Source organism: Streptomyces sp. NPDC059477 (assembly GCF_042749375.1).
Taxonomy (GTDB): domain Bacteria; phylum Actinomycetota; class Actinomycetes; order Streptomycetales; family Streptomycetaceae; genus Streptomyces.
The window spans coordinates 74,744-98,529 of sequence record NZ_JBHYUG010000023.1 but is presented as its reverse complement, the minus strand read 5'-3'; the positions used below and the strand labels follow the sequence as shown (position 1 = coordinate 98,529).

Annotated in this window: 23 protein-coding genes and 1 pseudogene; 20 read left to right on the top strand and 4 right to left on the bottom strand. The window is 69.6% G+C overall.

All coding sequences use genetic code 11. The annotated features are described in order from the left end of the window. Positions 1–75 (bottom strand): annotated as a pseudogene (locus ACFXAZ_RS15040) (iron chelate uptake ABC transporter family permease subunit); the annotation flags it as partial. A 70-nt stretch (positions 76–145) separates the two neighbouring features. Between ACFXAZ_RS15040 and ACFXAZ_RS15035 the strand changes: the two are divergent. The 19 genes from ACFXAZ_RS15035 (at position 146) to ACFXAZ_RS14945 (ending at position 19,087) form a co-directional block, all read left to right on the top strand. Then, positions 146–1,960 carry a trypsin-like serine protease gene (locus tag ACFXAZ_RS15035; RefSeq protein ID WP_384589887.1) on the top strand — a complete coding sequence of 605 codons (1,815 nt, stop codon included), beginning with the start codon at positions 146–148 and terminating at the stop codon, positions 1,958–1,960. Positions 1,961–2,182: 222 nt separating this feature from the next. After that, entirely contained in the window at positions 2,183–3,319 is a 1,137-nt protein-coding gene (locus tag ACFXAZ_RS15030; protein ID WP_384589885.1) for an LCP family protein, read from the top strand. Between the two features lie 280 nt (positions 3,320–3,599). Continuing rightward, positions 3,600–3,821, top strand: a complete 222-nt coding sequence (rpmE, locus tag ACFXAZ_RS15025) for a 50S ribosomal protein L31 (protein ID WP_382685732.1) — start codon at positions 3,600–3,602, stop codon at positions 3,819–3,821. Positions 3,822–3,929: 108 nt separating this feature from the next. After that, positions 3,930–4,997 (top strand): peptide chain release factor 1, encoded by a 1,068-nt coding sequence (gene prfA / locus ACFXAZ_RS15020; protein ID WP_384589881.1) that lies wholly within the window; start codon positions 3,930–3,932, stop codon positions 4,995–4,997. An 84-nt stretch (positions 4,998–5,081) separates the two neighbouring features. After that, positions 5,082–5,921, top strand: coding sequence for a peptide chain release factor N(5)-glutamine methyltransferase (prmC, locus tag ACFXAZ_RS15015; RefSeq protein ID WP_382685726.1), 840 nt, complete (start codon positions 5,082–5,084; stop codon positions 5,919–5,921). A gap of 70 nt (positions 5,922–5,991) precedes the next feature. Next, positions 5,992–6,639 carry an L-threonylcarbamoyladenylate synthase gene (locus ACFXAZ_RS15010; RefSeq protein ID WP_382685723.1) on the top strand — a complete coding sequence of 216 codons (648 nt, stop codon included), beginning with the start codon at positions 5,992–5,994 and terminating at the stop codon, positions 6,637–6,639. Then, positions 6,636–7,316 carry a protein-tyrosine-phosphatase gene (locus ACFXAZ_RS15005; protein ID WP_384589877.1) on the top strand — a complete coding sequence of 227 codons (681 nt, stop codon included), beginning with the start codon at positions 6,636–6,638 and terminating at the stop codon, positions 7,314–7,316. The genes ACFXAZ_RS15010 and ACFXAZ_RS15005 overlap by 4 nt, the downstream gene beginning before the upstream one ends. A 128-nt stretch (positions 7,317–7,444) precedes the next feature. Further along, positions 7,445–8,683, top strand: a complete 1,239-nt coding sequence (glyA, locus tag ACFXAZ_RS15000; protein ID WP_384589874.1) for a serine hydroxymethyltransferase — start codon at positions 7,445–7,447, stop codon at positions 8,681–8,683. 242 nt (positions 8,684–8,925) lie between these two features. Beyond that, complete coding sequence (locus ACFXAZ_RS14995; protein ID WP_384589871.1) at positions 8,926–10,332, top strand: MraY family glycosyltransferase; 1,407 nt, start codon at positions 8,926–8,928, stop codon at positions 10,330–10,332. Between the two features lie 324 nt (positions 10,333–10,656). Beyond that, complete coding sequence (locus ACFXAZ_RS14990; protein ID WP_384589870.1) at positions 10,657–11,094, top strand: hypothetical protein; 438 nt, start codon at positions 10,657–10,659, stop codon at positions 11,092–11,094. A 210-nt stretch (positions 11,095–11,304) separates the two neighbouring features. Continuing rightward, positions 11,305–12,141: a F0F1 ATP synthase subunit A gene (gene atpB, locus ACFXAZ_RS14985; RefSeq protein WP_384589911.1), complete on the top strand. Its 837-nt coding sequence runs from the start codon at positions 11,305–11,307 to the stop codon at positions 12,139–12,141. Between the two features lie 88 nt (positions 12,142–12,229). Further along, positions 12,230–12,460: an ATP synthase F0 subunit C gene (gene atpE, locus ACFXAZ_RS14980; protein ID WP_073889576.1), complete on the top strand. Its 231-nt coding sequence runs from the start codon at positions 12,230–12,232 to the stop codon at positions 12,458–12,460. A gap of 42 nt (positions 12,461–12,502) precedes the next feature. After that, entirely contained in the window at positions 12,503–13,051 is a 549-nt protein-coding gene (locus tag ACFXAZ_RS14975; RefSeq protein WP_382685708.1) for a F0F1 ATP synthase subunit B, read from the top strand. Beyond that, the gene (locus ACFXAZ_RS14970; protein WP_384589865.1) at positions 13,048–13,863 is read left to right on the top strand and encodes a F0F1 ATP synthase subunit delta; all 816 of its coding nucleotides are present in this window, start codon (positions 13,048–13,050) and stop codon (positions 13,861–13,863) included. The genes ACFXAZ_RS14975 and ACFXAZ_RS14970 overlap by 4 nt, the downstream gene beginning before the upstream one ends. 136 nt (positions 13,864–13,999) lie before the next feature. Beyond that, on the top strand, positions 14,000–15,589 hold the full coding sequence (gene atpA / locus ACFXAZ_RS14965; protein WP_382685704.1) for a F0F1 ATP synthase subunit alpha: 1,590 nt from the start codon (positions 14,000–14,002) through the stop codon (positions 15,587–15,589). Between the two features lie 21 nt (positions 15,590–15,610). After that, entirely contained in the window at positions 15,611–16,528 is a 918-nt protein-coding gene (locus ACFXAZ_RS14960; protein WP_384589862.1) for a F0F1 ATP synthase subunit gamma, read from the top strand. Further along, a complete protein-coding gene (gene atpD / locus ACFXAZ_RS14955; RefSeq protein WP_384589859.1) occupies positions 16,528–17,964 on the top strand; it encodes a F0F1 ATP synthase subunit beta in 1,437 nt (478 codons plus the stop codon). Before ACFXAZ_RS14960 ends, atpD begins: the two co-directional genes overlap by 1 nt. Before the next feature lie 141 nt (positions 17,965–18,105). Continuing rightward, the gene (locus ACFXAZ_RS14950; protein WP_382685698.1) at positions 18,106–18,480 is read left to right on the top strand and encodes a F0F1 ATP synthase subunit epsilon; all 375 of its coding nucleotides are present in this window, start codon (positions 18,106–18,108) and stop codon (positions 18,478–18,480) included. A 160-nt stretch (positions 18,481–18,640) separates the two neighbouring features. Then, positions 18,641–19,087 (top strand): DUF2550 domain-containing protein, encoded by a 447-nt coding sequence (locus ACFXAZ_RS14945; protein WP_384589856.1) that lies wholly within the window; start codon positions 18,641–18,643, stop codon positions 19,085–19,087. Positions 19,088–19,124: 37 nt separating this feature from the next. Here ACFXAZ_RS14945 and ACFXAZ_RS14940 read toward each other — a convergent pair whose 3' ends face one another. The 3 genes from ACFXAZ_RS14940 to ACFXAZ_RS14930 form a co-directional block, all read right to left on the bottom strand. Continuing rightward, positions 19,125–20,939: a glycosyl hydrolase family 18 protein gene (locus ACFXAZ_RS14940; RefSeq protein ID WP_384589853.1), complete on the bottom strand. Its 1,815-nt coding sequence runs from the start codon at positions 20,937–20,939 to the stop codon at positions 19,125–19,127. A gap of 264 nt (positions 20,940–21,203) precedes the next feature. After that, positions 21,204–21,845, bottom strand: coding sequence for a response regulator (locus ACFXAZ_RS14935; protein WP_384589850.1), 642 nt, complete (start codon positions 21,843–21,845; stop codon positions 21,204–21,206). Then, positions 21,842–23,047, bottom strand: a complete 1,206-nt coding sequence (locus ACFXAZ_RS14930) for a sensor histidine kinase (RefSeq protein WP_384589847.1) — start codon at positions 23,045–23,047, stop codon at positions 21,842–21,844. The genes ACFXAZ_RS14935 and ACFXAZ_RS14930 overlap by 4 nt, the downstream gene beginning before the upstream one ends. Positions 23,048–23,199: 152 nt before the next feature. Between ACFXAZ_RS14930 and ACFXAZ_RS14925 the strand changes: the two genes are divergently transcribed. Next, on the top strand, positions 23,200–23,766 hold the full coding sequence (locus ACFXAZ_RS14925; protein ID WP_384589844.1) for a hypothetical protein: 567 nt from the start codon (positions 23,200–23,202) through the stop codon (positions 23,764–23,766). The last annotated feature ends 20 nt before the right edge of the window (positions 23,767–23,786 follow it).

Here is a 23,786-nt window from a genome sequence, read left to right as displayed (position 1 = left end):
CCCGAGCGACGCCCCGGAGGACACCCCCAGCAGATAGGGCTCGGCCAGCGGGTTGCGCAACAGCGCCTGCATCGCCACCTTATTTGTTATAAGATCTCCGCCTTCGAACTTCTTATCCCTAGGGGGGACTTGAGTGGATACGTCCATGTCTGCGGGGGGTGAAGTGCGGCACAGACGGCGGATACGGTTCGGCGCGTCCGCCATCGCCGCCGCTCTCGCCGCGGTGCTCGGGGCCGCGCTGCTGACCTCGTCCGCCGATGCCGCCACTCCGCTGCCGTCGCCGGGGGTGATACCCGGACCGACCACCGTGACGAGCGCCGAGCTGACCGACCGCGTCGCGGCTGCCCAGGCGGAGGACGACCTCGCCGGGCAGGGCAACAAGACGTCACTGAGCAGCGGCGTCACCGCCGGCAGCGCGGCCGGCGGCAAGGACGCGAAGATCATCGGCGGGGTCACCACCGGGATCACCACCGCGCCCTGGATGGCACAGCTGTGGTACTTCGACGACCGCGGCACCACCGGCACCGCCGACGACATCGGCTTCTTCTGCGGCGGCGCGGTCGTCGCCCCCACGAAGATCCTCACCGCCGCGCACTGCGTCAAGGGCTACAACTGGTACGCGAACGGCGCCATCGTCACCGGCACCGCCCAGCTGCCCTCCGACAACGGCTCCGGCGGCAGCGACCTGCACGGCGGCACGGTCACCCTGCCGCTGCGCCAGTGGCAGCACCCGTCGTACAACGCGACGACGCTCGACAACGACATCGCCGTCCTCACCCTGGACGTCCCGGTCAAGGCCACGCCGATCAAGATGACGACGGCCGGGGACAGCGCCTCGTACGCCGCCGGGACCAGCGCCAAGGTCTACGGCTGGGGCCGGACCAGCTCCACCAGCGACGCGATCTCGGAGAAGCTGAAGACGGCGACCCTGCCGCTCCAGTCGGACACCACCTGCTCGCGCACCTACGGCTCGGAATTCGTCAAGGGCCACATGGTGTGCGCGGGCAAGCCCGCCACCGGCAGCAACAGCGGCACCACCACGGCCTGCAACGGCGACTCCGGCGGCCCCCTGGTGGTCAACAACCGGATCATCGGCGTCGTCTCCTGGGGCGTGGAGGACTGCGTGGCCAAGGGCGCCTACAGCGTCTTCTCCAAGGTCACCTCCTACGTCGGGGCGGTCTATCCGCGCATCGACGACACCAACATCAGCCGGGACAACCGGGCCGACATGTGGGTGCGCAAGTCGTCCAACAAGATCGGCTACGCCAAGGCATCCAAGGGCACCACCTTCGACGCGCGCGAGGAGTGGGGCAACTGGGACGGCGTGAACTCGGTCCTCCAGACCGACCTCGACCGGGACGGCTTCCAGGACCTGGTCTACCGCCGCACCAGCGACGGCGATGTCTTCTGGACCCACTTCGTGCTCTCCACCGGCCAGTGGACCACCAAGAAGCTCGCCGACAACTGGAAGACCCGCACCCAGATGGTCCTCCCCGGCGATGTCACCGGTGACTATCTGCCCGACCTGCTGTCGGTGGACTCCGCGGGCGTGCTGTGGATCTACCCGGGCAAGGGCAACGGCACCTTCGCCGCCCGCGTCAAGGTCGGCTCCGGCTGGAACCAGTACAACGTGGTCCTCGGCCACGGCGACTTCACCGGCGACGGCCGCACCGACCTGATCGCCCGCACCAAGACCGGCAGCACCGTCTACCTCTACAAGGGCACCGGCAAGGCCGGCACCGGGGCGTTCTCGGCGCGGGTGAAGGTGCGCACCTGGAGCGGCTTCAACGCCTTCGACGCGGTCGGTGACATCACCGGCGACGGCAAGGCCGACCTGCTGGCCCGCACTCCCGCCGGGAAGCTCTCCCTCTACCCGGGCACCGGCAAGGCGACCAGCGAGATCTTCGCCACACCCATCGAGATCGGCACGGACTTCAAGCAGTACGACCTCTTCGGCTGAACCCGCAGGTGAGGGGGGTCACCCCCGCGTTATCCGGCTACGCGCTGTGCCCATCGCCCCGGCGGTGGGCACAGCGCGTTGTGCAACCCTGTGCCGAGTTTCCCCGTCTGACCGTACGGAGCACGATGGATACGGGGTGAACCCGGCGTCGTCCGGGCCGCCCCACCAGCCCTGTCCGTCACCGCTGGGGGTACACCGACCGGACGAGAAGCCGAGGAGCACATGTCTGCCGAGAGCACGCCGGGCCCCGGCATACCGGGCCCGTCAGGTTCCAGTGGTCCACGTCACCGCGCCCGGGACCGCCGCCGCAAGAAGCGCGGCAAGCGCAGCAAGGGCGCCCTCATCGCGGCCTGGACCGCGGTCGGGATCGTCCTCCTCGGCGGCGCCGGCGCGGGCTATGTCTTCTTCAAGCTCAACGGCAACCTCCAGAGCGTCAACATCGACCAGGCCCTCGGCTCCGACCGCCCCACCAAGGTCGACAACGGCTCGGAGAACATCCTGGTCCTCGGCTCGGACACCCGCTCCGGCGACAACCAGGACCTGGGCGGCGGCGAGGACGACGGCACCGCCCGCTCCGACACCGCGATGATCGTCCATGTGTACGAGGGCCATAAGACGGCCAGCGTGGTCTCCATCCCGCGCGACACCCTGATCGACCGCCCGGAGTGCACCGACACCGACGGCAACGCCTACCCGGCCGCGAGCGGCGTGATGTTCAATTCGGCGTACTCCACGGGCGGCGCCGCCTGCGCGGTGAAGACCGTCGAGACACTGACCGGGATCCGGATGGATCACTATCTGGAGGTCGACTTCAGCGGCTTCGAGACGTTGGTCGACGAACTCGGCGGGGTCGAGGTCACCACCACCGAGCCCATCAGCGACCCCGACAGCCATCTCGACCTCCCGGCCGGCACCCACCAGCTCACCGGCGAGCAGGCTCTCGGCCTGGTCCGCACCCGGCACGCCGTGGGCGACGGCTCCGACCTCGGCCGCATCCAGCTCCAGCAGGCGTTCATCAAGGCCCTGGTCGAGCAGGTCAAGAGCATCGGCCTGTTCACCAACCCCACGAAGCTCTTCGCGCTCGCGGACACCGCGACCAAGTCGGTCACCACCGACTCCGACCTCGGCTCGGTGAACTCGCTGACGGCCTGGGCCAACGGCCTGAAGTCCATCGACTCCTCCGGCATGGACATGGTCACCATGCCGGTCCAGTACGACCCGGCCAACCTCAACCGCGTCCTGCTCGACGAGACCAAGGCCGACCAGGTCTGGACCGCCCTCAAGGCGGACAAGCCGATCCCCGAGTCAGCGACAGAGGGCACGGCAACGGGCCAGGCGGACGGCGTGGTGACGTCCTGAGCCCGGAGGGGGCGTCACGTCCTGAGTCCGGACGGCGGGCGTCGCTTCTTAGGCGCAGGGCTACTGCAACCCCGTAAGGGGCGCGGGGAACTGCGCGACCAGCCACAACGCACCCGCACCCGCCCACGGCGATCACCCCCGCCCCCTCCTGCGGAATAGAAGACCCCAACCCCCGGTTTTGGGGGATGGCCCCAGTCCTGGCAGACTGGACCGTCGGCCCCGGTTCACGCTCCGCACTCCGCGGCAGCGACCCGGCGCCCTCCCGAAACTAGGAGACACCTTGAAGCGCGACATCCACCCCCAGTACGTCGAGACGCAGGTCAGCTGCACCTGTGGCGCGTCGTTCACCACCCGCAGCACCATCGAGTCCGGCACCGTCCGGGCCGAGGTCTGCTCCGAGTGCCACCCGTTCTACACGGGCAAGCAGAAGATCCTCGACACCGGTGGCCGTGTGGCCCGCTTCGAGGCCCGCTTCGGCAAGGCCGCCGGCTCCAAGAAGTAGCGAGCCCCACTTCGCCGGTCCACGGCCACGCCCCGACGAGGGCGTGCCGGGACCGGCGTTTTTGGTCGCCCCGCCCTTCACCGTCGTACCGCACACAGGAGCCAGAAGATGTTCGAGGCCGTCGAGGAGCTGGTCGGCGAGCACGCCGACCTGGAGACCAGGCTCGCGGACCCCTCGGTCCACGCCGACCAGGCCAACGCGCGCAAGCTGAACAAGCGCTATGCCGAGCTGACCCCGATCGTCGCCACGTACCGCTCCTGGAAGGCGTCCGGTGACGACATCGACACCGCGCGTGAGCTGGGTGCCGACGACCCCGACTTCGCCGCCGAGGTCAAGGAGCTGGAGAAGCAGCGCGAGGAGCTGACCGAGAAGCTGCGGCTGCTGCTGGTCCCGCGCGACCCCAGCGACGACAAGGACGTGATCCTGGAGGTCAAGGCGGGCGCCGGAGGCGACGAGTCCGCGCTCTTCGCCGGGGATCTGCTGCGGATGTATCTGCGCTACGCGGAGCGCGTCGGCTGGAAGACCGAGATCATCGACGCCACCGAGTCCGAGCTGGGCGGCTACAAGGACGTCCAGGTCGCGGTGAAGACCCGCGGGCAGACCGAACCCGGGCACGGCGTGTGGGCGCGGCTGAAGTACGAGGGCGGGGTGCACCGGGTGCAGCGGGTGCCGGCCACCGAGTCGCAGGGCCGCATCCACACCTCCGCCGCCGGTGTGCTGGTCACGCCGGAGGCCGAGGAGGTGGACGTGGAGATCAACCCGAGCGATCTGCGGATCGACGTCTACCGCTCCTCCGGGCCGGGCGGCCAGTCCGTCAACACCACCGACTCCGCCGTGCGCATCACCCACGTCCCGACCGGAGTGGTCGCCTCCTGCCAGAACGAGAAGAGCCAGCTCCAGAACAAGGAGCAGGCGATGCGTATCCTGCGCTCCAGGCTGCTCGCCGCGGCGCAGGAGGAGGCGGAGAAGGAGGCCGCCGACGCCCGCCGCAGCCAGGTCCGTACCGTCGACCGCTCCGAGAAGATCCGCACGTACAACTTCCCGGAGAACCGGCTCTCGGACCACCGCGTCGGCTTCAAGGCGTACAACCTGGACCAGGTGCTCGACGGTGACCTCGACGCGGTCATCCAGGCGTGCGTCGACGCGGACTCGGCGGCGAAACTGGCAGCCGCGTAAAGGCACCGGCACGGACGACCCAGGACGACACGGAGGACTTGCGTGCAGCAGTCATTTGGGGGGCGACCCCCGAGCCCCCGCAGCTTGCTGCTCGCGGAGGTGGCCCAGGCCACCCAGCGGCTGGCCGACGCCGGCGTGCCCTCGCCCCGTACCGACGCGGAGGAGCTGGCCGCGTTCGTGCACGGGGTGAAACGGGGCGCGCTGCACTCCGTCCAGGACGCGGACTTCGACGCCCGCTACTGGGAGGTCATCGCGCGCCGCGAACAGCGCGAGCCGCTCCAGCACATCACCGGCCTCGCCTACTTCCGCTATCTGGAGCTCCAGGTGGGGCCCGGGGTCTTCGTGCCCCGCCCGGAGACCGAGTCGGTGGTCGGCTGGGCCATAGACGCCGTACGGGCCATGGACGTCGTGGAGCCCTGCATCGTCGATCTGTGCACCGGCTCCGGCGCCATCGCGCTCGCCCTGGCCCAGGAGGTGCCCCGCTCCCGGGTGCACGCCGTGGAGCTGTCCGAGGACGCCCTGGTGTGGACCCGCAGGAACGTGGAGGGCTCCCGGGTCGAGCTGCGGCAGGGCAACGCCCTGGACGCCTTTCCCGACCTCGACGGACAGGTCGACCTGGTCGTCTCCAACCCGCCCTACATCCCGCTCACCGAGTGGGAGTACGTCGCCCCCGAGGCCCGGGACTACGATCCCGACCTCGCCCTGTTCTCCGGCGAGGACGGCCTCGACCTGATCCGCGGCCTGGAGCGGACCGCGTACCGGCTGCTGCGGCCCGGCGGGGTCGTGGTGATCGAGCACGCCGACACCCAGGGCGGCCAGGTGCCGTGGATCTTCACCGAGGAGCGCGGCTGGGCCGACGCCGCCGACCACCCCGACCTCAACAACCGCCCGCGCTTCGCCACCGCCCGCAAGGCGCTGCCGTGAGCATCCGCCACACTTCATCCCAGCAGTTCGCGTACCTCGTGTACGACCGGTTCGAGGAGGCCCGCTAGACATGGCACGGCGATACGACACCAATGACGCGACCGACCGCGTGACCGGTCTGCGCGAGGCCGCGTCCGCCGTCCGCCGTGGCGAGCTGGTGGTCCTCCCCACCGACACCGTGTACGGCATCGGCGCCGACGCCTTCACCTCCGAGGCCGTCGCCGATCTGCTGGACGCCAAGGGCCGGGGCCGCAACATGCCCACCCCCGTCCTGATCGGCTCCCCGAACACCCTGCACGGCCTCGTCACCGACTTCTCCGAGCTGGCCTGGGAGCTGGTCGACGCGTTCTGGCCGGGCGCGCTCACCCTGGTCGCCAGGCACCAGCCGTCCCTCCAGTGGGACCTCGGTGACACCCGGGGCACGGTCGCGGTACGGATGCCGCTGCACCCGGTCGCCATCGAACTGCTCACCGAGGTCGGCCCGATGGCCGTCTCCTCCGCCAACCTCACCGGCCACCCGGCGCCGGAGGACTGCGACGCGGCCCAGCAGATGCTCGGCGACTCGGTCTCCGTCTACCTCGACGGCGGCCCCACCCCCGGCAACGTCCCGTCCTCCATCGTCGACGTCACCCGCCCGGTGCCGGTGCTGCTGCGCGAGGGCGCGCTCTCGCCCGAGGAGCTGCGCAAGGTCGTACCCGACCTTGAGGTGGCCAATTGACAGCCCCTGACGCGGGGCGTGGCATAGGCAACGGGGAGAGTGCGGCGGAGATCACGACGACGTTCGTGGGGCTGCCGCGCGACAGCTTCCGGATCCTCCACGTCAGCACCGGCAATGTGTGCCGCTCGCCCATCACCGAGCGGCTGACCCGGCATTACGTGTCCCAGCGGCTCGGCATTCTGGGCGGTGGGCTGATCGTGGAGAGCGCGGGGACCTGGGGTCATGAAGGGGCGCCCATGGAGGCCAACGCCGAGGCGGTGCTGGCCGACTTCGGCGCGGACGCCTCCGGCTTCACCGGGCGCGAACTCCTCGACGAGCACGTCATCATGGCCGACCTGGTGCTCACCGCGACCCGTGACCACCGGGCGCAGGTGATCTCCATGGGGCACTCGGCGGGGCTGCGCACCTTCACGCTGAAGGAGTTCACCCGGCTGGTGAAGGCCATCGACCCGGCGACCCTGCCGTCCCTGGAGGACGGGGTGGTGGTGCGGGCCCGCGCCCTGGTCCGGGCCGCCGCCGCGCTGCGCGGCTGGCTGCTGGCGCCCACCGCCGAGGCGGACGAGGTGTACGACCCGTACGGGGCGCCGCTGCCGTTCTTCCGGTCCATCGGGGACGAGATACATCAGGCACTGGACCCGGCGATCACGGCGCTGACGGGGGTGGCGGCCCGGATGTAGGGCGTCTCGGGGCACCTCGGGGGCGTCAGATGGGGGTCCGTTTTCGCGGGCGGTCCAACCCATCAAGCGCCCCCCGCCCGCCCGGCCTACATTGGACGTACGTCCGGTGTCGACGTGCGGAGTGGATCATGACGGTCACCCACACCTCAGCGGCCGATCTGCTGCGGCGGCAGGATCCCGAGCTGGCGGATGTGCTGCTCGGGGAGCTGGTCCGGCAGTCGACCACGCTTCAGCTGAACGCGGCCGAGAACTTCACCTCGCCCGCGGTGCTGGCGGCGCTGGGCTCGCCGCTGGCCAACAAGTACGCGGAGGGGTACCCGGGCGCCCGCCATCACGGCGGCTGCGAGATCGTGGACGTCGCGGAGCGGCTCGCGGTGTCCCGCGCGTGCGCGCTCTTCGGCGCCGAGCACGCCAACGTCCAGTCCCACTCGGGGTCTTCGGCGGTGCTCGCCGCCTACGCGGCCCTGCTGCGCCCCGGCGACACCGTGCTCGCCCTCGGCCTGCCGTACGGCGGCCACCTCACCCACGGTTCACCGGCCAATTTCTCCGGGCGCTGGTTCGACTTCGTCGGCTACACCGTGGACGCGGAGAGCGGGCTCGTCGACTACGAGCATGTCCGGGCGCTGGCCCGGCTGCGGCGGCCCAAGGCGATCGTCTGCGGGTCCATCTCCTACCCCCGCCACCTCGACCACGCCCTCTTCCGGGAGATCGCCGACGAGGTGGGCGCCTATCTCATCGCCGACGCGGCCCATCCGATGGGGCTGGTCGCCGGGGGAGCGGCGCCGAATCCGGTGCCGTACGCCGATGTCGTGTGCGCGACCACGCACAAGGTGCTGCGCGGCCCGCGCGGCGGGATGATCCTGTGCGGGGCGGGGCTGGCCGAGCGGGTGGACCGGGCCGTCTTCCCGTTCACGCAGGGCGGGGCGCAGATGCACACCATCGCCGCGAAGGCGGTCGCGTTCGGCGAGGCGTCGACACCGGCCTTCGCCGCGTACGCCCATCAGGTCGTCGCCAACGCCCGGGTGCTGGCCGCCGGGCTGGCCGCCGAGGGCCTCGCGGTCACCACGGGCGGCACGGACACGCATCTGATCACCGTCGACCCGGCCCCGCTCGGCGTCGACGGCCCAACCGCCCGGGGCCGGCTGGCCGCCGCCGGGATGGTGCTGGACTGCTGTGTCCTGCCGCACGGCACCGCACGCGGGCTGCGCCTGGGCACGGCTGCCCTCACCACACAGGGGATGGGCGAGGCGGAGATGGCACGGATCGCGGGGATGCTGGCGGGCGTGGTGCGGGGGAGTGCCGGCGGGGCGCGGGTGCGGGAGGACGTGCGGGAGCTGACCGCCGCGTTCCCGCCCTACCCGGGGTGAGCGGGGGTGACGGGGAGGGACGTACGGGCCGATGGACGCGGTGCCGGACACCTTCCCGGGGGCTCGTCCGTTACCACCGTGCACAGCGTGCGCGGCAAGGCGTGTGCGGTGTGCACAGTGAAAGGCGACAACCCTGCACAGCAATACGTGCAACCATCGTCGCTACCCGGATGTCCCCACTCATATGCGTCCCTCGCTAGGGTGTGGGGCTGATATGGCCAGCGAGACCTGTGGGGAAGCCCGTGCGTGAATACCTGCTGACGCTCTGCATCACGGCCGCGGTGACGTACCTGCTGACAGGGCCGGTACGGAAGTTCGCGATCGTGGCCGGAGCGATGCCGGAGATCCGGGCCCGGGACGTGCACCGGGAACCGACCCCGCGGCTCGGCGGTATCGCCATGTTCTTCGGCCTGTGCGCGGGCCTGCTGGTCGCCGACCATCTCACCAACCTCAACGAGGTCTTCGAGAAGTCGAACGAGCCACGGGCGCTGCTGTCCGGCGCCGCGCTGATCTGGCTGATCGGTGTGCTGGACGACAAGTTCGAGATCGACGCCCTGATCAAGCTGGGCGGCCAGATGATCGCCGCCGGCGTCATGGTCATGCAAGGTCTGACGATCCTGTGGCTGCCGATCCCGGGCGTGGGCACGGTCGCGCTGACCCAGTGGCAGGGCACCCTGCTGACCGTCGCCCTGGTCGTGATCACCATCAACGCCGTCAACTTCGTGGACGGTCTTGACGGCCTCGCCGCGGGCATGGTGTGCATCGCGGCGGCGGCGTTCTTCATGTACGCGTACCGGATCTGGTACTCGTACGGCATCGAGGCCGCCGCCCCGGCCACGCTGTTCGCGGCGGTGCTGATGGGCATGTGCCTGGGCTTTCTGCCGCACAACATGCATCCGGCGCGGATCTTCATGGGGGACTCCGGGTCGATGCTGATCGGCCTGGTGCTGGCGGCCAGCGCGATCTCGGTGACCGGGCAGGTCGACCCGGACGTGATGAACCTGTTCTCCGGCTCGGAGCGCAACACCGTGCACCAGACGGTGCCGGTCTACATCCCGCTGCTGCTGCCGCTGACCATCATCGCCATCCCGGCCGCCGACCTGATCCTGGCGATCGTGCGGCGCACCTGGCGCGGTCAGTCGCCGTTCGCCGCGGACCGGGGGCATCTGCACCACCGGCTGCTGGAGATCGGCCACTCGCACAGCCGGTCCGTGCTGATCATGTACTTCTGGTCGGCGCTGATCGCCTTCGGGGCGCTCACCTACTCCGTGAACTCGGCGTCCATGTGGATTGTGCTCGCCGTCGTGGTACTGAGCGCGCTCGGCCTGCTGCTGCTCCTGCTGCCCCGCTTCACCCCGCGCGCCCCGCGCTGGGCCGAGTCCTTCGTGCCGCCGCGCTACCGGCGCCGCCGCCGTCCGGAGCCGGCGCTCCAGGAGGCCGGGGCCGGTGCTTCGTACGAAGGCGGGGCGGCGGAGGTCGCCGAAGCGGAGACCGGGGACCTGGCGCCGGCGGTGGCCGGTGCGGCGGGTGTGGCGGGTATGTCAGGGGCAGCAGGCACCAACACCCGGGCGTCCGGGGGCAACGGGTCAACGGCGATGGGTGCCCGCTCACGGCTCCTGGATCGGCGCAAGGCAGGGTCGTCGCGCTGACGCCGACGCCGCCGCCGAAGGTAAGAATCTGACTAGAGCATTGCCAATTCATGGGGGAACCGGGCGGTGACGAAGTGGACCAATACCAGACAAGTCACCGCCCGACCTGCACAGACGCGCACTTTCACTCTCATGTGTGACTGCGCGCACACCGGGCAGGTAAAGACCTCATCAAATAGTTTGTGATACCGTTCACGAGAACCCGGGATAGGGCCGAAGGACCGTAGTGCGACGGTCCATTGGCGTGAGTTTCCCTCTCGGCCCGGGACTACGCTCGTCCATGACGACACCCCTGCCCCACTGTGAAAAAGCGGAGTTGCCGCCATGCCGTCCAATGACGCCCGGATGCTGATCCACGCTGCCGCGCCCACGGCCGCCGTGGGTGCCGTCGCCGCCGCGGTCAGCGGAGGGATCGCCGGTGGCAAGGGAGCGGTCGGGGCCGGAGTGGCCGCGCTGGTGACCATCCTCTTCATGGGCATCGGACTGCTGGTGCTCCAGCGCACCGCGAGGTCGCTCCCGCACCTGTTCCAGGCCATGGGTCTGATGCTCTACACGACACAGATCCTGCTGCTCTTCGTCTTCCTCGCCGTGTTCAAGGACACCACGCTGTTCAATCCGCGCTCGTTCGCGATCACACTCGTCGCGACCACCCTGGCGTGGATCGGCGCACAGACCTACGCACACATGAAGTCCAAGATCCTCTACGTCGACCCCGAACCCTCGACGGCCCCCAAGGCCGAGAAGACGGGCCCCTCGTCGTGAGGGGTAGGGCCGGGATAAGGACGCGTTCGACAAGCTGCTATCGTCCGGTGCCAACTGCGGCACAGCGGGCGCGGGCATCCAAGCTGACGCCTGTTCCATCGCGAGGCTGGACGCCCAACCGCCGCCCCCACCCAAGTAACACCAGTCCCGTGCCGAACCGCGGCCCCGTGCCGCGCCGACACAACGAGGTTGCCGTACCCATGCGCCACGCTGAAGGAGCCCGCGGTGAGTGCTGACCCGACGCAGGTGCTCGCCTTCGAGACCGACTGCCACATCTTCGCGGACTGTGGTTTCCCGGCTCCCGGCCTGCACTCGTTCCTGTTCGAGCCCATCTGGGGCGACGCGAACAGCAACCTGTACTTCAACAAGCCGATGCTGCTGGCACTGCTCAGCACGATCGTCGTGCTCGGGTTCTTCTGGGCCTCCTTCCGTAAGCCGAAGGTCGTCCCGGGCAAGCTCCAGATGGTCGCCGAGGCGGGCTACGACTTCATCCGCCGCGGCGTGGTCTACGAGACCATCGGCAAGAAGGAAGGAGAGAAGTACGTACCACTCATCGTCTCCCTCTTCTTCTTCATCTGGGTGATGAACATCTGGGCCATCGTCCCGGTCGCCCAGTTCCCGGTCACCTCGATCATCGCCTACCCCGCCGCACTGGCCCTGATCGTCTATGTCCTGTGGGTCTCGCTGACCTTCAAGCGCCACGGTTTCGTGGGGGCGTTCAAGAACTTCACGGGCTACAACAAGGACCTCGGCGCGGTTCTGCCGCTGGCGATGGGCATCGAGTTCTTCTCGAACCTGCTGGTCCGCCCCTTCACCCACGCGGTGCGACTCTTCGCGAACATGTTCGCCGGGCACACCCTGCTGCTGCTGTTCACCATCGCCAGCTGGTACCTGCTCAACGGCCTCGGCATCGCCTACGCCGGTGTCTCTTTCATCATGGTCCTGGTGATGACGGCCTTCGAACTGTTCGTCCAGGCCCTTCAGGCCTATGTCTTCGTCCTCCTGACCTGCACCTTCATCCAGGGCGCGCTCGCCGAGCACCACTGAGCGCGCAGCCCGGCCCACCCCTAGAAAACCCCCGAGGCGTCCGGTGGCCAACCCCCACCGGTCCGTAAAAGAAGAAGGAAGAACTGGCATGTCCCAGACTCTTGCCGCTGTTTCCGGCTCGCTCGGCTCTGTCGGCTACGGCCTCGCCGCGATCGGCCCCGGCGTCGGCGTCGGCATCATCTTCGGTAACGGCACCCAGGCCCTGGCCCGCCAGCCCGAGGCGGCCGGTCTGATCCGCGCCAACCAGATTCTCGGCTTCGCCTTCTGTGAGGCGCTCGCCCTCATCGGTCTGGTCATGCCGTTCGTCTACGGCACCTGATCGTTCCGGCAACGACCAGCCCACTAGACGAAAGGCAATGACATGAGCCAGCTGCTCATTCTGGCGGCCGAGGGGGAGACGCAAAGCCCTCTTATCCCGCCGATCCCTGAGCTTGTCGTCGGCCTGCTCGCCTTCGTCATCGTCTTCGGCCTCCTCGCCAAGAAGCTCCTCCCGAACATCAACAAGGTTCTGGAAGAGCGCCGCGAGGCCATCGAGGGCGGTATCGAGAAGGCCGAGGCCGCCCAGACCGAGGCCCAGAGCGTCCTGGAGCAGTACAAGGCCCAGCTCGCCGAGGCCCGGCACGAGGCCGCCCGACTGCGCCAGGAGGCGCAGGAGCAGGGTGCCACGCTGATCGCCGAGATGCGCGCGGAAGGCCAGCGGCAGCGCGAGGAGATCGTCGCCGCCGGTCACACGCAGATCGAGGCCGACCGCAAGGCCGCCTCGTCCGCGCTGCGCCAGGACGTCGGCAAGCTCGCCACCGACCTGGCCGGCAAGCTCGTCGGTGAGTCCCTCGACGATCACGCCCGGCAGAGCCGCGTCATCGACCGCTTCCTCGACGAGCTTGAGGAGAAGGCCGAGGCGGCTCGATGAACGGCGCGAGCCGCGACGCCCTGGCAGCCGCACGCGAGCGACTCGACGCGCTGACGGACTCCACGTCCGTGGACGCCGGCCGGCTCGGCGACGAGCTGGCCTCCGTCACCGCGCTGCTCGACCGCGAGGTGTCGCTGCGTCGGGTCCTGACCGACCCGGCGCAGTCCGGTGAGGCCAAGGCCGAACTGGTCCAGCGCCTGCTCGGCGCCCAGGTCAGCGGCGAGACCGCGGACCTGGTGGCCGGCATGGTGCGGGCCCGCTGGTCGCGCTCGCGCGACCTGGTGGACGCCCTGGAGGAACTGGCGGACACCGCCGACCTCACCGCCGCCCAGCGGGCCGGTGCGCTCGACGCCGTCGAGGACGAGCTGTTCCGGTTCGGCCGGATCGTCTCCTCCTCCACCGAGCTGCGCGCCGCGCTCACCGACCGCAAGGCCACCACCGCGGCCAAGACCGAGCTGCTGCGCGGTCTGCTCGGCGGCCGGGCGGACGCGGTGACCGGGCGACTGGTGACGCGTCTGGTGACCGCGCCGCGGGGACGTAGCCTGGAGGCAGGGCTGGAACACCTGTCCAGGCTCGCCGCCGAGCGGCGGAACCGCATGGTCGCCGTCGTCACCTCGGCGGTGCCGCTGAGCGACCGGCAGAAGCAGCGACTGGGCCGGGCCCTGGCGGGGCTCTACGGCCGCCAGATGCACCTCAACCTCGACGTCGACCCCGAGGTCGTCGGCGGGATGCGGGTGCAGATCGGTGACGACGTCATCAACGGCTCCATCGCGGACCGTATCGAGGACGCCGCCCGCCGCCTGGCGGGCTGACCCACCGCCTCAACTGAACACGCACCACGCACATACGGCCCATGTTGGGCCGTGCAGAGGATTCACCTCTTTCAGGGGGGAGTCCCCATCCCCCCAAGTGAAACTTCGGGCCCAACAAGGAGAGCAGGGAACCCAGATGGCGGAGCTCACGATCCGGCCGGAGGAGATCCGGGACGCACTGGAGACTTTCGTCCAGTCGTACCAGCCGGACGCGGCCTCGCGCGAGGAGGTCGGTACGGTCACCGTTGCCGGCGACGGTATTGCGAAGATCGAGGGCCTTCCCTCGGCCATGGCCAACGAACTGCTGAAGTTCGAGGACGGCACCCTCGGCCTCGCGCTCAACCTGGAAGAGCGCGAGATCGGCGCCGTCGTCCTCGGTGAGTTCAGCGGCATCGAGGAGGGCCAGCCGGTGCAGCGCACCGGTGAGGTGCTGTCCGTCGCCGTCGGCGAGGGCTACCTCGGCCGCGTTGTCGACCCGCTCGGCAACCCGATCGACGGCCTCGGCGAGATCGACACCGACGGCCGCCGCGCCCTTGAACTGCAGGCCCCCACGGTCATGCAGCGCAAGTCGGTGCACGAGCCGATGGAGACCGGCTACAAGGCCGTCGACGCGATGACCCCGATCGGCCGCGGCCAGCGCCAGCTGATCATCGGTGACCGCCAGACCGGCAAGACCGCCCTGGCCATCGACACGATCATCAACCAGCGCGACAACTGGCGCTCGGGCGACCCCAAGAAGCAGGTCCGCTGCGTCTACGTCGCCATCGGGCAGAAGGGCTCGACCATCGCCTCCGTGCGGGGCGCCCTGGAAGACGCCGGCGCGCTGGAGTACACCACCATCGTCGCCGCCCCGGCGTCCGACCCGGCCGGCTTCAAGTACCTGGCGCCGTACACCGGCTCGGCCATCGGCCAGCACTGGATGTACCAGGGCAAGCACGTCCTGATCATCTTCGACGACCTCTCGAAGCAGGCCGACGCCTACCGCGCCGTGTCCCTGCTGCTGCGCCGCCCGCCGGGCCGTGAGGCCTACCCCGGCGACGTCTTCTACCTGCACTCCCGGCTGCTGGAGCGCTGCGCGAAGCTCTCCGACGACGAGGGCGCCGGCTCGATGACCGGTCTGCCGATCGTCGAGACCAAGGCCAACGACGTCTCGGCGTTCATCCCGACCAACGTCATCTCCATCACCGACGGACAGTGCTTCCTGGAGTCGGACCTGTTCAACGCCGGTCAGCGCCCCGCGCTGAACGTCGGTATCTCCGTCTCCCGGGTCGGTGGCTCCGCCCAGCACAAGGCGATGCGCCAGGTCTCCGGCCGGCTGCGCGTGGACCTCGCCCAGTTCCGTGAGCTGGAGGCGTTCGCCGCCTTCGGTTCCGACCTGGACGCCGCGTCGAAGTCGCAGCTGGAGCGCGGTCAGCGACTGGTCGAGCTGCTCAAGCAGCCGCAGTACCAGCCGATGGCCACCGAGGACCAGGTCGTCTCCGTCTGGGCCGGCACCAACGGCAAGATGGACGAGGTTCCGGTCGTCGACGTGCGACGCTTCGAGAAGGAGCTGCTTGAGCACCTGCACCGCAAGGAGCAGGGCCTCATGACCTCCATCAAGGAGGGCGGCAAGATGTCGGACGACACCATCCAGGCGATCGACGAGGCGGTGGCCGAGTTCAAGAAGCAGTTCGAGACCTCGGACGGCAAGCTGCTCGGCGAGGACGCCCCGTCCGCCGCCAAGTGACGTAAGGAAGGGACCTGACTCATGGGAGCCCAGCTCCGGGTCTACAAGCGTCGCATCCGATCCGTCACCGCGACCAAGAAGATCACCAAGGCGATGGAGATGATCGCCGCCTCGCGCGTCGTCAAGGCGCAGCGCAAGGTGGCGGCCTCCACCCCGTACGCGAAGGAACTGACGCGTGCGGTCACGGCGGTCGGCACGGGGTCGAACACCAAGCACCCGCTGACCACCCAGGCCGAGACGATCACCCGGTCCGCGGTGCTGCTGCTGACCAGCGACCGCGGTCTGGCCGGTGCCTTCAACTCCAACGCCATCAAGGCGGCGGAGCAGCTGACCGAGCGCCTGGAGCGCGAGGGCCGGCAGGTCGACACGTACATCGTCGGTCGGCGTGGTCTGGCTCACTACAACTTCCGTGAGCGCAAGGTCGCGGAGTCGTGGTCGGGCTTCACCGACGAGCCCACGTACGCGGACGCGAAGAAGGTCGCCGTTCCGCTGATCGAGGCCATCGAGCGGGACACGGAGGACGGCGGCGTGGACGAGATCCACATCGTCTACACCGAGTTCGTCTCGATGATGACGCAGTCGGCGGTCGACTCCCGTCTGCTGCCGCTCAGCCTTGAGGAGGTCGCGGAGGAGACGTCCACCAAGGGCGAGATCCTTCCGCTGTACGACTTCGAGCCGTCGGCGGAGGACGTCCTCGACGCCCTTCTGCCGCGCTACGTGGAGAGCCGTATCTACAACGCGCTGCTCCAGTCGGCCGCCTCCAAGCACGCCGCCACGCGGCGCGCGATGAAGTCGGCCACCGACAACGCGGGAGACCTGATCACGGCGCTCTCCCGACGTGCCAACGCGGCCCGACAGGCCGAAATCACCCAGGAAATCAGCGAGATCGTCGGTGGCACCGCAGCCCTGGCCGACGCGACCGCGGGGAGTGACAGGTAATGACGACGACAGTTGAGACGGCCGTTGCCACGGGCCGCGTCGCCCGGGTCATCGGCCCGGTCGTCGACGTGGAGTTCCCCGTCGACGCCATGCCGGAGATCTACAACGCCCTTCACGTCGAGGTGGCCGACCCGGCCAACGCCGGCGAGAAGAAGACGCTGACCCTGGAGGTCGCCCAGCACCTGGGTGACGGCCTGGTCCGCACCATTTCCATGCAGCCCACCGACGGTCTGGTCCGCCAGGCCCCGGTGACCGACACCGGCAAGGGCATCAGCGTCCCCGTCGGTGACTTCACCAAGGGCAAGGTGTTCAACACCCTCGGTGAGGTGCTCAACGCCGACGAGCAGTACGAGGGCGAGCGCTGGTCCATCCACCGCAAGGCCCCCGCGTTCGACCAGCTAGAGCCGAAGACCGAGATGTTCGAGACCGGTCTGAAGGTCGTCGACCTGCTCACCCCGTACGTCCGGGGCGGCAAGATCGGTCTGTTCGGTGGTGCCGGTGTCGGCAAGACCGTGCTGATCCAGGAAATGATCATGCGTGTCGCCAACCTCCACGAGGGCGTCTCCGTCTTCGCGGGCGTCGGTGAGCGCACCCGTGAGGGCAACGACCTCATCGCGGAGATGGAAGAGTCCGGCGTTCTGGACAAGACCGCCCTGGTCTTCGGCCAGATGGACGAGCCCCCGGGCACCCGTCTTCGGGTGGCGCTGGCCGGTCTGACCATGGCGGAGTACTTCCGCGATGTGCAGAAGCAGGACGTGCTGTTCTTCATCGACAACATCTTCCGCTTCACCCAGGCCGGTTCCGAGGTCTCCACGCTGCTCGGCCGGATGCCGTCCGCGGTGGGTTACCAGCCGAACCTGGCCGACGAGATGGGTCAGCTCCAGGAGCGCATCACCTCGACGCGTGGTCACTCGATCACCTCGATGCAGGCGATCTACGTCCCCGCGGACGACCTGACCGACCCGGCCCCGGCCACCACCTTCGCCCACCTCGACGCGACGACGGTGCTCTCCCGTCCGATCTCCGAGAAGGGCATCTACCCGGCCGTGGACCCGCTGGACTCCACGTCCCGGATCCTGGACCCGCGCTACATCGCGCAGGAGCACTACGACGCCGCCATGCGCGTCAAGAACATCCTCCAGAAGTACAAGGACCTCCAGGACATCATCGCGATCCTCGGCATCGACGAGCTGGGCGAGGAGGACAAGCTCGTTGTCCACCGCGCCCGCCGGGTGGAGCGCTTCCTGTCCCAGAACACCCACGCCGCCAAGCAGTTCACCGGCGTCGACGGGTCGGACGTCCCGCTGGACGAGTCGATCGCGGCCTTCAACGCGATCTGCGACGGCGAGTACGACCACTTCCCGGAGCAGGCGTTCTTCATGTGCGGTGGCATCGAGGACCTGAAGAAGAACGCGAAGGAACTGGGCGTCTCCTGACGCCGGTTCACTCGTGAGCAACGTGTGAGTCGAGAGGGGCGGGGTGCGCCCGTACCGGGTGTGTCCGGCCCCTCTTTTCACGCCCCGTAGAATTGACCCAACACCCGGCAGGACGCCGGGTGGTGACCCGAGGAGCCTCCCATGGCTGCTGAGCTGCACGTCGCGCTGGTCGCGGCCGACCGAGAGGTCTGGTCCGGCGAGGCCAAGCTGGTCGTCGCGCGCACCACGTCCGGCGACATCGGCGTCATGCCCGGTCACCAGCCGCTGCTCGGTGTGCTGGAGTCGGGCCCGGTGACCATCCGTACGAGTGAGGGGGGAACGGTCGTCGCCGCGGTGCACGGCGGTTTCATCTCCTTCGCGGACGACAAGCTGTCGCTGCTGGCCGAGATCGCCGAACTGTCGGACGAGATCGATGTCCAGCGCGCCGAGCGGGCCCTGGAGCGCGCCAAGTCGGGGGACGACGCCTCCGCCGAACGGCGCGCCGAGGTCCGGCTGCGGGCGGCGCCCTCGCGCTGACCGTGGCACCTCCCGGGCCGACTAAGATCTGGGAGAGCGCCCGTGCCATGACGTCACTCAGCCGCGGCTGGGACCGGAGTGATCCGGTGCCGGTCGCGGCTGTGGCAGATATGGGTGTTTTTTCCGTTCCGTTACCTAGGAGACGAGGAGGTCGGTGCCGATGGTCCTCGCTCTGACTGTGTGCGGAATCGTCGTGGCCCTTGTGGTGGTGGGGCTGTTCGTCTTCGGTCTGCGCCGCAGACTCATCCAGCGGTCCGGCGGCACCTTCGACTGTTCGCTGCGCTGGGGGGTCCCCGAGAAGAGCGACACCAGCGGCAAGGGATGGGCGTACGGCATCGCCCGCTACAACGGTGACCGGATCGAGTGGTTCCGGGTCTTCTCCTACGCTCCCCGTCCGCGCCGCGTCCTGGAGCGCGCCTCGATCGAGGTGGCCGGGCGCCGGCTGCCCGAGGGCGAGGAGGAACTGGCGCTGCTGTCCGACGCGGTGATCCTGACCTGTCTCCATCAGGGCACGCGTCTGGAACTCGCCATGAGCGAAGACGCGCTGACCGGATTTCTCGCGTGGCTTGAGGCAGCCCCGCCCGGTCAGCGCGTCAATGTCGCTTAGCTACAGCTACAGCTACGGCTGTTGAACTGGATCGGTGTTACTGGAGGCCGTTGCTGATCGCGGTCACCAGTTCGCCGTTGGTGGTGTCGCCGCTGAACTCCCAGAAGAACGCGCCGCCCAGGCCCTGGCTCTTGGCCCAGCTCATCTTGCCCGCGATGGTCGCCGGGGTGTCGTACGACCACCAGTTGTTACCGCAGTGGGCGTACGCCGTACCGCCCACGGTGCCGGTGGCCGGGCAGGTGGTTTTCAGGACCTTGTAGTCCTGGTTGCCTGGTTCGATGCCGGTGGCCGCTCCGGTCGCCGTTCCGCCTGGCGCGGATTGGGTGACGCCGGTCCAGCCGCGGCCGTAGAAGCCGATGCCGAGGAGCAGCTTGTTGGCCGGGACGCCCTGGGCCTTCAGCTTGGCGATGGCCTCCGAGGAGGAGAAGCCCTGCTGCGGGATGCCCGGGTAGGGGGTGAGCGGGGAGTGCGGGGCGGTCGGGCCCTGCGCCGCCCAGGCGCCGAAGAAGTCGTACGTCATGACGTTGAGCCAGTCGGAGTAGGCGGCTCCGCCCGCGTAGTCGGCCTTCTCGATCTTGCCGCCGGTGGAGGCGTCGGCGGTGATGGCCGCGGTGACCAGGTTGTTGGGGCCGAACCGGGCGCGCATGGCCTGCTGCATGTTCTTGAAGGCCGCGGGGCCGGAGGTGTCGCAGGTCAGACCGCAGGCGTTCGGGTACTCCCAGTCCAGGTCGATGCCGTCGAAGACATCGGCCCAGCGCGGGTCCTCGACCAGCTTGTAGCAGGACTCGGCGAACGCGGTCGGGTTCTGCACGGCCTGGGTGAAGCCGCCGGACCAGGTCCAGCCGCCGAAGGACCACAGGATCTTGATGTGCGGGTACTTGGCCTTCAGCTGGCGCAGCTGGTTGAAGTTGCCGCGCAGCGGCTGGTCCCAGGTGTCGGCGACACCGGAGACGGAGTCGGCCGCGGTGTACGACTTCTCGATGGCCGCGTAGGAGTCACCCATCGTGCACTGTCCGTTCTGGACATTGCCGAAGGAGTAGTTGATGTGGGTGATCTTGGCCGCGCTGCCCGAGGTGTCCAGGTTCTTCACGTGGTAGTTGCGCCCGTAGACGCCCCACTCCGCGAAGTAGCCCAGGTTGATCTTGCCGGGCGGCGGGGGCGGGTCACCGCCGGTGGTGCGGACCGAGACCGCGCCGCTGACCGGGCCGGTCTGGTTGGCGGTGTCCCGGGCCTGGATCGTGTACGAGTAGTCCGTACCGGCGGTCAGACCGGTGTCGGTGTAGGTGGTGCCGGTGACCGTGGCGACCACCGTGGAACCGCGCAGGACGTCGTAGTTCTTGACGCCGTTGTCGTCGGTGGCGGCACTCCAGGCGAGGTTCACCGAGGTGTTGGTGACCCCGGAGGTCGTGGGGGTGCCGGGGGCGGTCGGCGGGTTGTCGCCGGGGACCGTGGTGCCGTCACAGCTGGCGCCGTTGAGCTTGCAGTTGGACGGGGAGCCGGGGCCGGTGCCGTTGAAGCCGAAGGTGACCGACGCACCGGGGGCCAGGGTGCCGTTCCACGACTTGTTCTTGGCGGTCCAGTGGTTGCTGGCGCCGGTGATGTCGGCGTCCCAGCCGGAGCCGACGGTGGTGCCGGCGGGGAAGTCCCACTCGACGGTCCAGGAGCTGATGGTGGTGGTGCCCGTGTTCTTGACGGTCCACCGGCCCTCGAAGCCGCTGCCCCAGTCCTGGGGCTTGTTGAACGTGGCGGTCGCCGAGGTGGCGGCCTGGGCGGGGGAAGCGAGCCCCACCAGTCCCGCCAGCGGGAGCAGCAGGGCCGCGAGGCCTGCCGCCGCTTTGTGTCTGAAGCGCATTGCGAGCGCCTCCTTGGGAGTTGTCGGGGTGTGCCCGGAGTGTGCCCGCGCCTTGCCATGGGCATGGCGCAGTGAACGCGAGAATAGAAAGGTCTGGACCACCGGTCAATAGGTCTGGACCATTGCCCAAGGATGTTCTGTATGGCGGCTGTGCCTCCGAAGACCTCCCAGCGGCTCCCCGGTGGGGCTCCCCGAGGACGCCCCGGAGGCTCCCCGAGGGGCTCTCGGACGACTCCCTCAGAGCTGCCCCGGGCGACGTGGGGACTAGATCCCCAACTCCTGTGCCAGCACCGCCGCTTGCACCCGGCTGCGCAGCTCCAGCTTGCCCAGCAGTCGGCTGACGTGCGTCTTCACCGTCGCCTCCGCCATGTCGAGGCGGGCCGCGATGTCCGCGTTGGACAGTCCCTCGCCGAGCGCGGACAGCACCTCGCGCTCGCGCCGGGTGAGCACCTCCAGGACGGCCGGATCGATGCCCGGCCGCTTCACCGGCTTCGCCGCGAACTCCGCGATCAGACGGCGGGTCACGGCCGGCGCGATCAAGCCCTCGCCGCGCGCCACCGTCCGTACCGCCTCCAGCAGATCGCGCGCCTCGGTGTTCTTCAGCAGAAAGCCCGACGCTCCCGCGCGCAGCGCCCCGAAGACATACTCGTCCAGGTCGAAAGTGGTCAGTACGAGCACATCCGCGACCCCCTCGGCCACCACCGTCCGGGTCGCCGACACCCCGTCCAGGCGCGGCATCTGAATGTCCATCAGCACCAGATCCGGCCGCAGTTCGCGGGCCAGCGCCACCGCCCGCTCGCCGTCCGCCGCCTCGCCGACCACCTCGATGTCGGGTGCGCTGCGCAGGATCAGCACCAGCCCGGCACGCACGGCGGACTGGTCCTCGGCGACCAGCACTCGGATCATTCGGACTCTCCTTCGGGTACGGGCAGACACGCGCGTACGGCCCAGATCTTGCCCTTCGGCGCGTCCTCGGGCCCGGCCTCGAACGTGCCGTGCAGCAGCGTCGCCCGCTCCCGCATCCCGATCAGACCGGCCCCGGACCCGGGGGCGCGCGGCCCGTCCCGGTCGCCGTAGGGGCTGGTCACCGTGATGGCGAGGGACGCGCCGCGCATCTCCAGGGTGACGGCGACCGGGCCCGGCCCGGCGTGCTTGAGCGCGTTGGTCAGCGACTCCTGGACGATCCGGTACGCCGCCATCTCGACCGGCGCGGGCAGCTGCTCCCGGTGGCCGGCGGCCAGCGTGGCGTCCAGGCCGTTGGCGCGGGCCGCGCCGACCAGGGCGTCCAGACCGTCCAGGGTGGGCGCGGCGGAGGGCTCCCGGTCGGCGCCGTCGCCGCTGTCGTCGCGCAGGATGCCGATCAGCCGGCGCATCTCCGCGAGCCCCAGCACGCTGTTCTCCCGGATCACCCCGAGGGCGTCGCGGGAGGTGTCCGGGTTGTCCAGGGAGAGGGCCGCGCTGGAGTGGATGGCGATGGCCGAGAGATGGTTGGCGACCATGTCGTGCAGCTCACGGGCGACCCGGGCGCGCTCGGCGGTCACCGCCTGGGCGCGGTCCATCTCGGCCAGCAGCGCGGTCTGCTCCGCGCGCAGCCGGGCGGTGTCGGCGGCCTCGCGGTGATTGCGCACGATCAGCCCGGTCGACGCGGGCCCGAACGCGACGATGCCGGTGGCCACGCCGATCAGCAGCGCCTCCGGGACCCGCCACAGCGCGAACGGCACGATCGTCGCCAGCACCGACAGCAGGCCGGTGATCCGCGGGATCCGGCGGGCGGCACCGGGCGTGCCGTAGAGCACCGCCGCGTACATCACATCCGTGAACATCACGATCGTGACCAGGCTGCCCTGGGTGAACTGGTCCGCCATCAGCGCGAGGGTCGCGACCGGCAGCGCGACGGCCGGGGCGGTGCGCCGCAGCACCTCCGCGCCGCACATCACCACCAGCGGCACCAGCAGCGGCCACGGTCCGTCGAACAGGACGCCCACGCCGCCCTTGGGCCGCGTGCCGAGCCCCACGGCGGCCAGCGCGACCCCGCCGATCAGCCCGGCGAGGGCGATCCGCACGTCGAAGCGGCGCGGGCGGGGCGGGCGGGACAGTCGGGCGGCCATGCACCCATCCAACACGGCCGCGCGGCCGGACGCCTGATCCCGGGGAAGGGGCCGCGACTGCATCTTTCGATGTACGGCGACTTCCTCACCGGCGACGACGTATCGGGGCCGGGCCGACGGGAGCCTTGAGGGGTGAAGGAAGGGAGCACTCCGTGATCGTCGCCCTGATCATCGCCTGCGAGGTCGCGTTCTGGGTCCTGCTGGCCCTGGGGCTCGCCGCCCGCTACCTGCTGCGGTGGCAGCGCACCAGCGTGGTGCTGCTGCTCTGCGAGCCGCTGCTGGAGGTCGTGCTGTTCGTCGTGGCGGCGATCGACCTGCGGGGCGGCGCCGAGCCGAGCTGGAAACACGGCATCGCGGCCCTGTACATCGGGTTCACCGTGGCGTACGGCCACTACACCATCACGTGGCTGGACGGCCACGCCGCCCACCGCTTCGCCGGGGCGCCCCGCCCGCCCAAGCCACCGGCCTACGGCATGGCCCGAGCCGTTCACGAAGGCAAGCTGTGGATCCGTACCGTCGTCGCGGCGGCCGTCGCCGGCGCTCTGCTCCAGGCCGCGATCCGGTACGTCGGGGACGGCGGCGACACGTCATCGCTGCGCAGCTTCCAGTGGGCGGCCCTGCGGGTGGCCGGCATCCACGGCCTGATCGCCCTCACGTACGCGATCTGGCCGAAGAAGGCACCGGCGGAGTCCTCGAAGAAGGAGCAGGTCCGGTACTGACCCGGCACCGAGGGACGCTG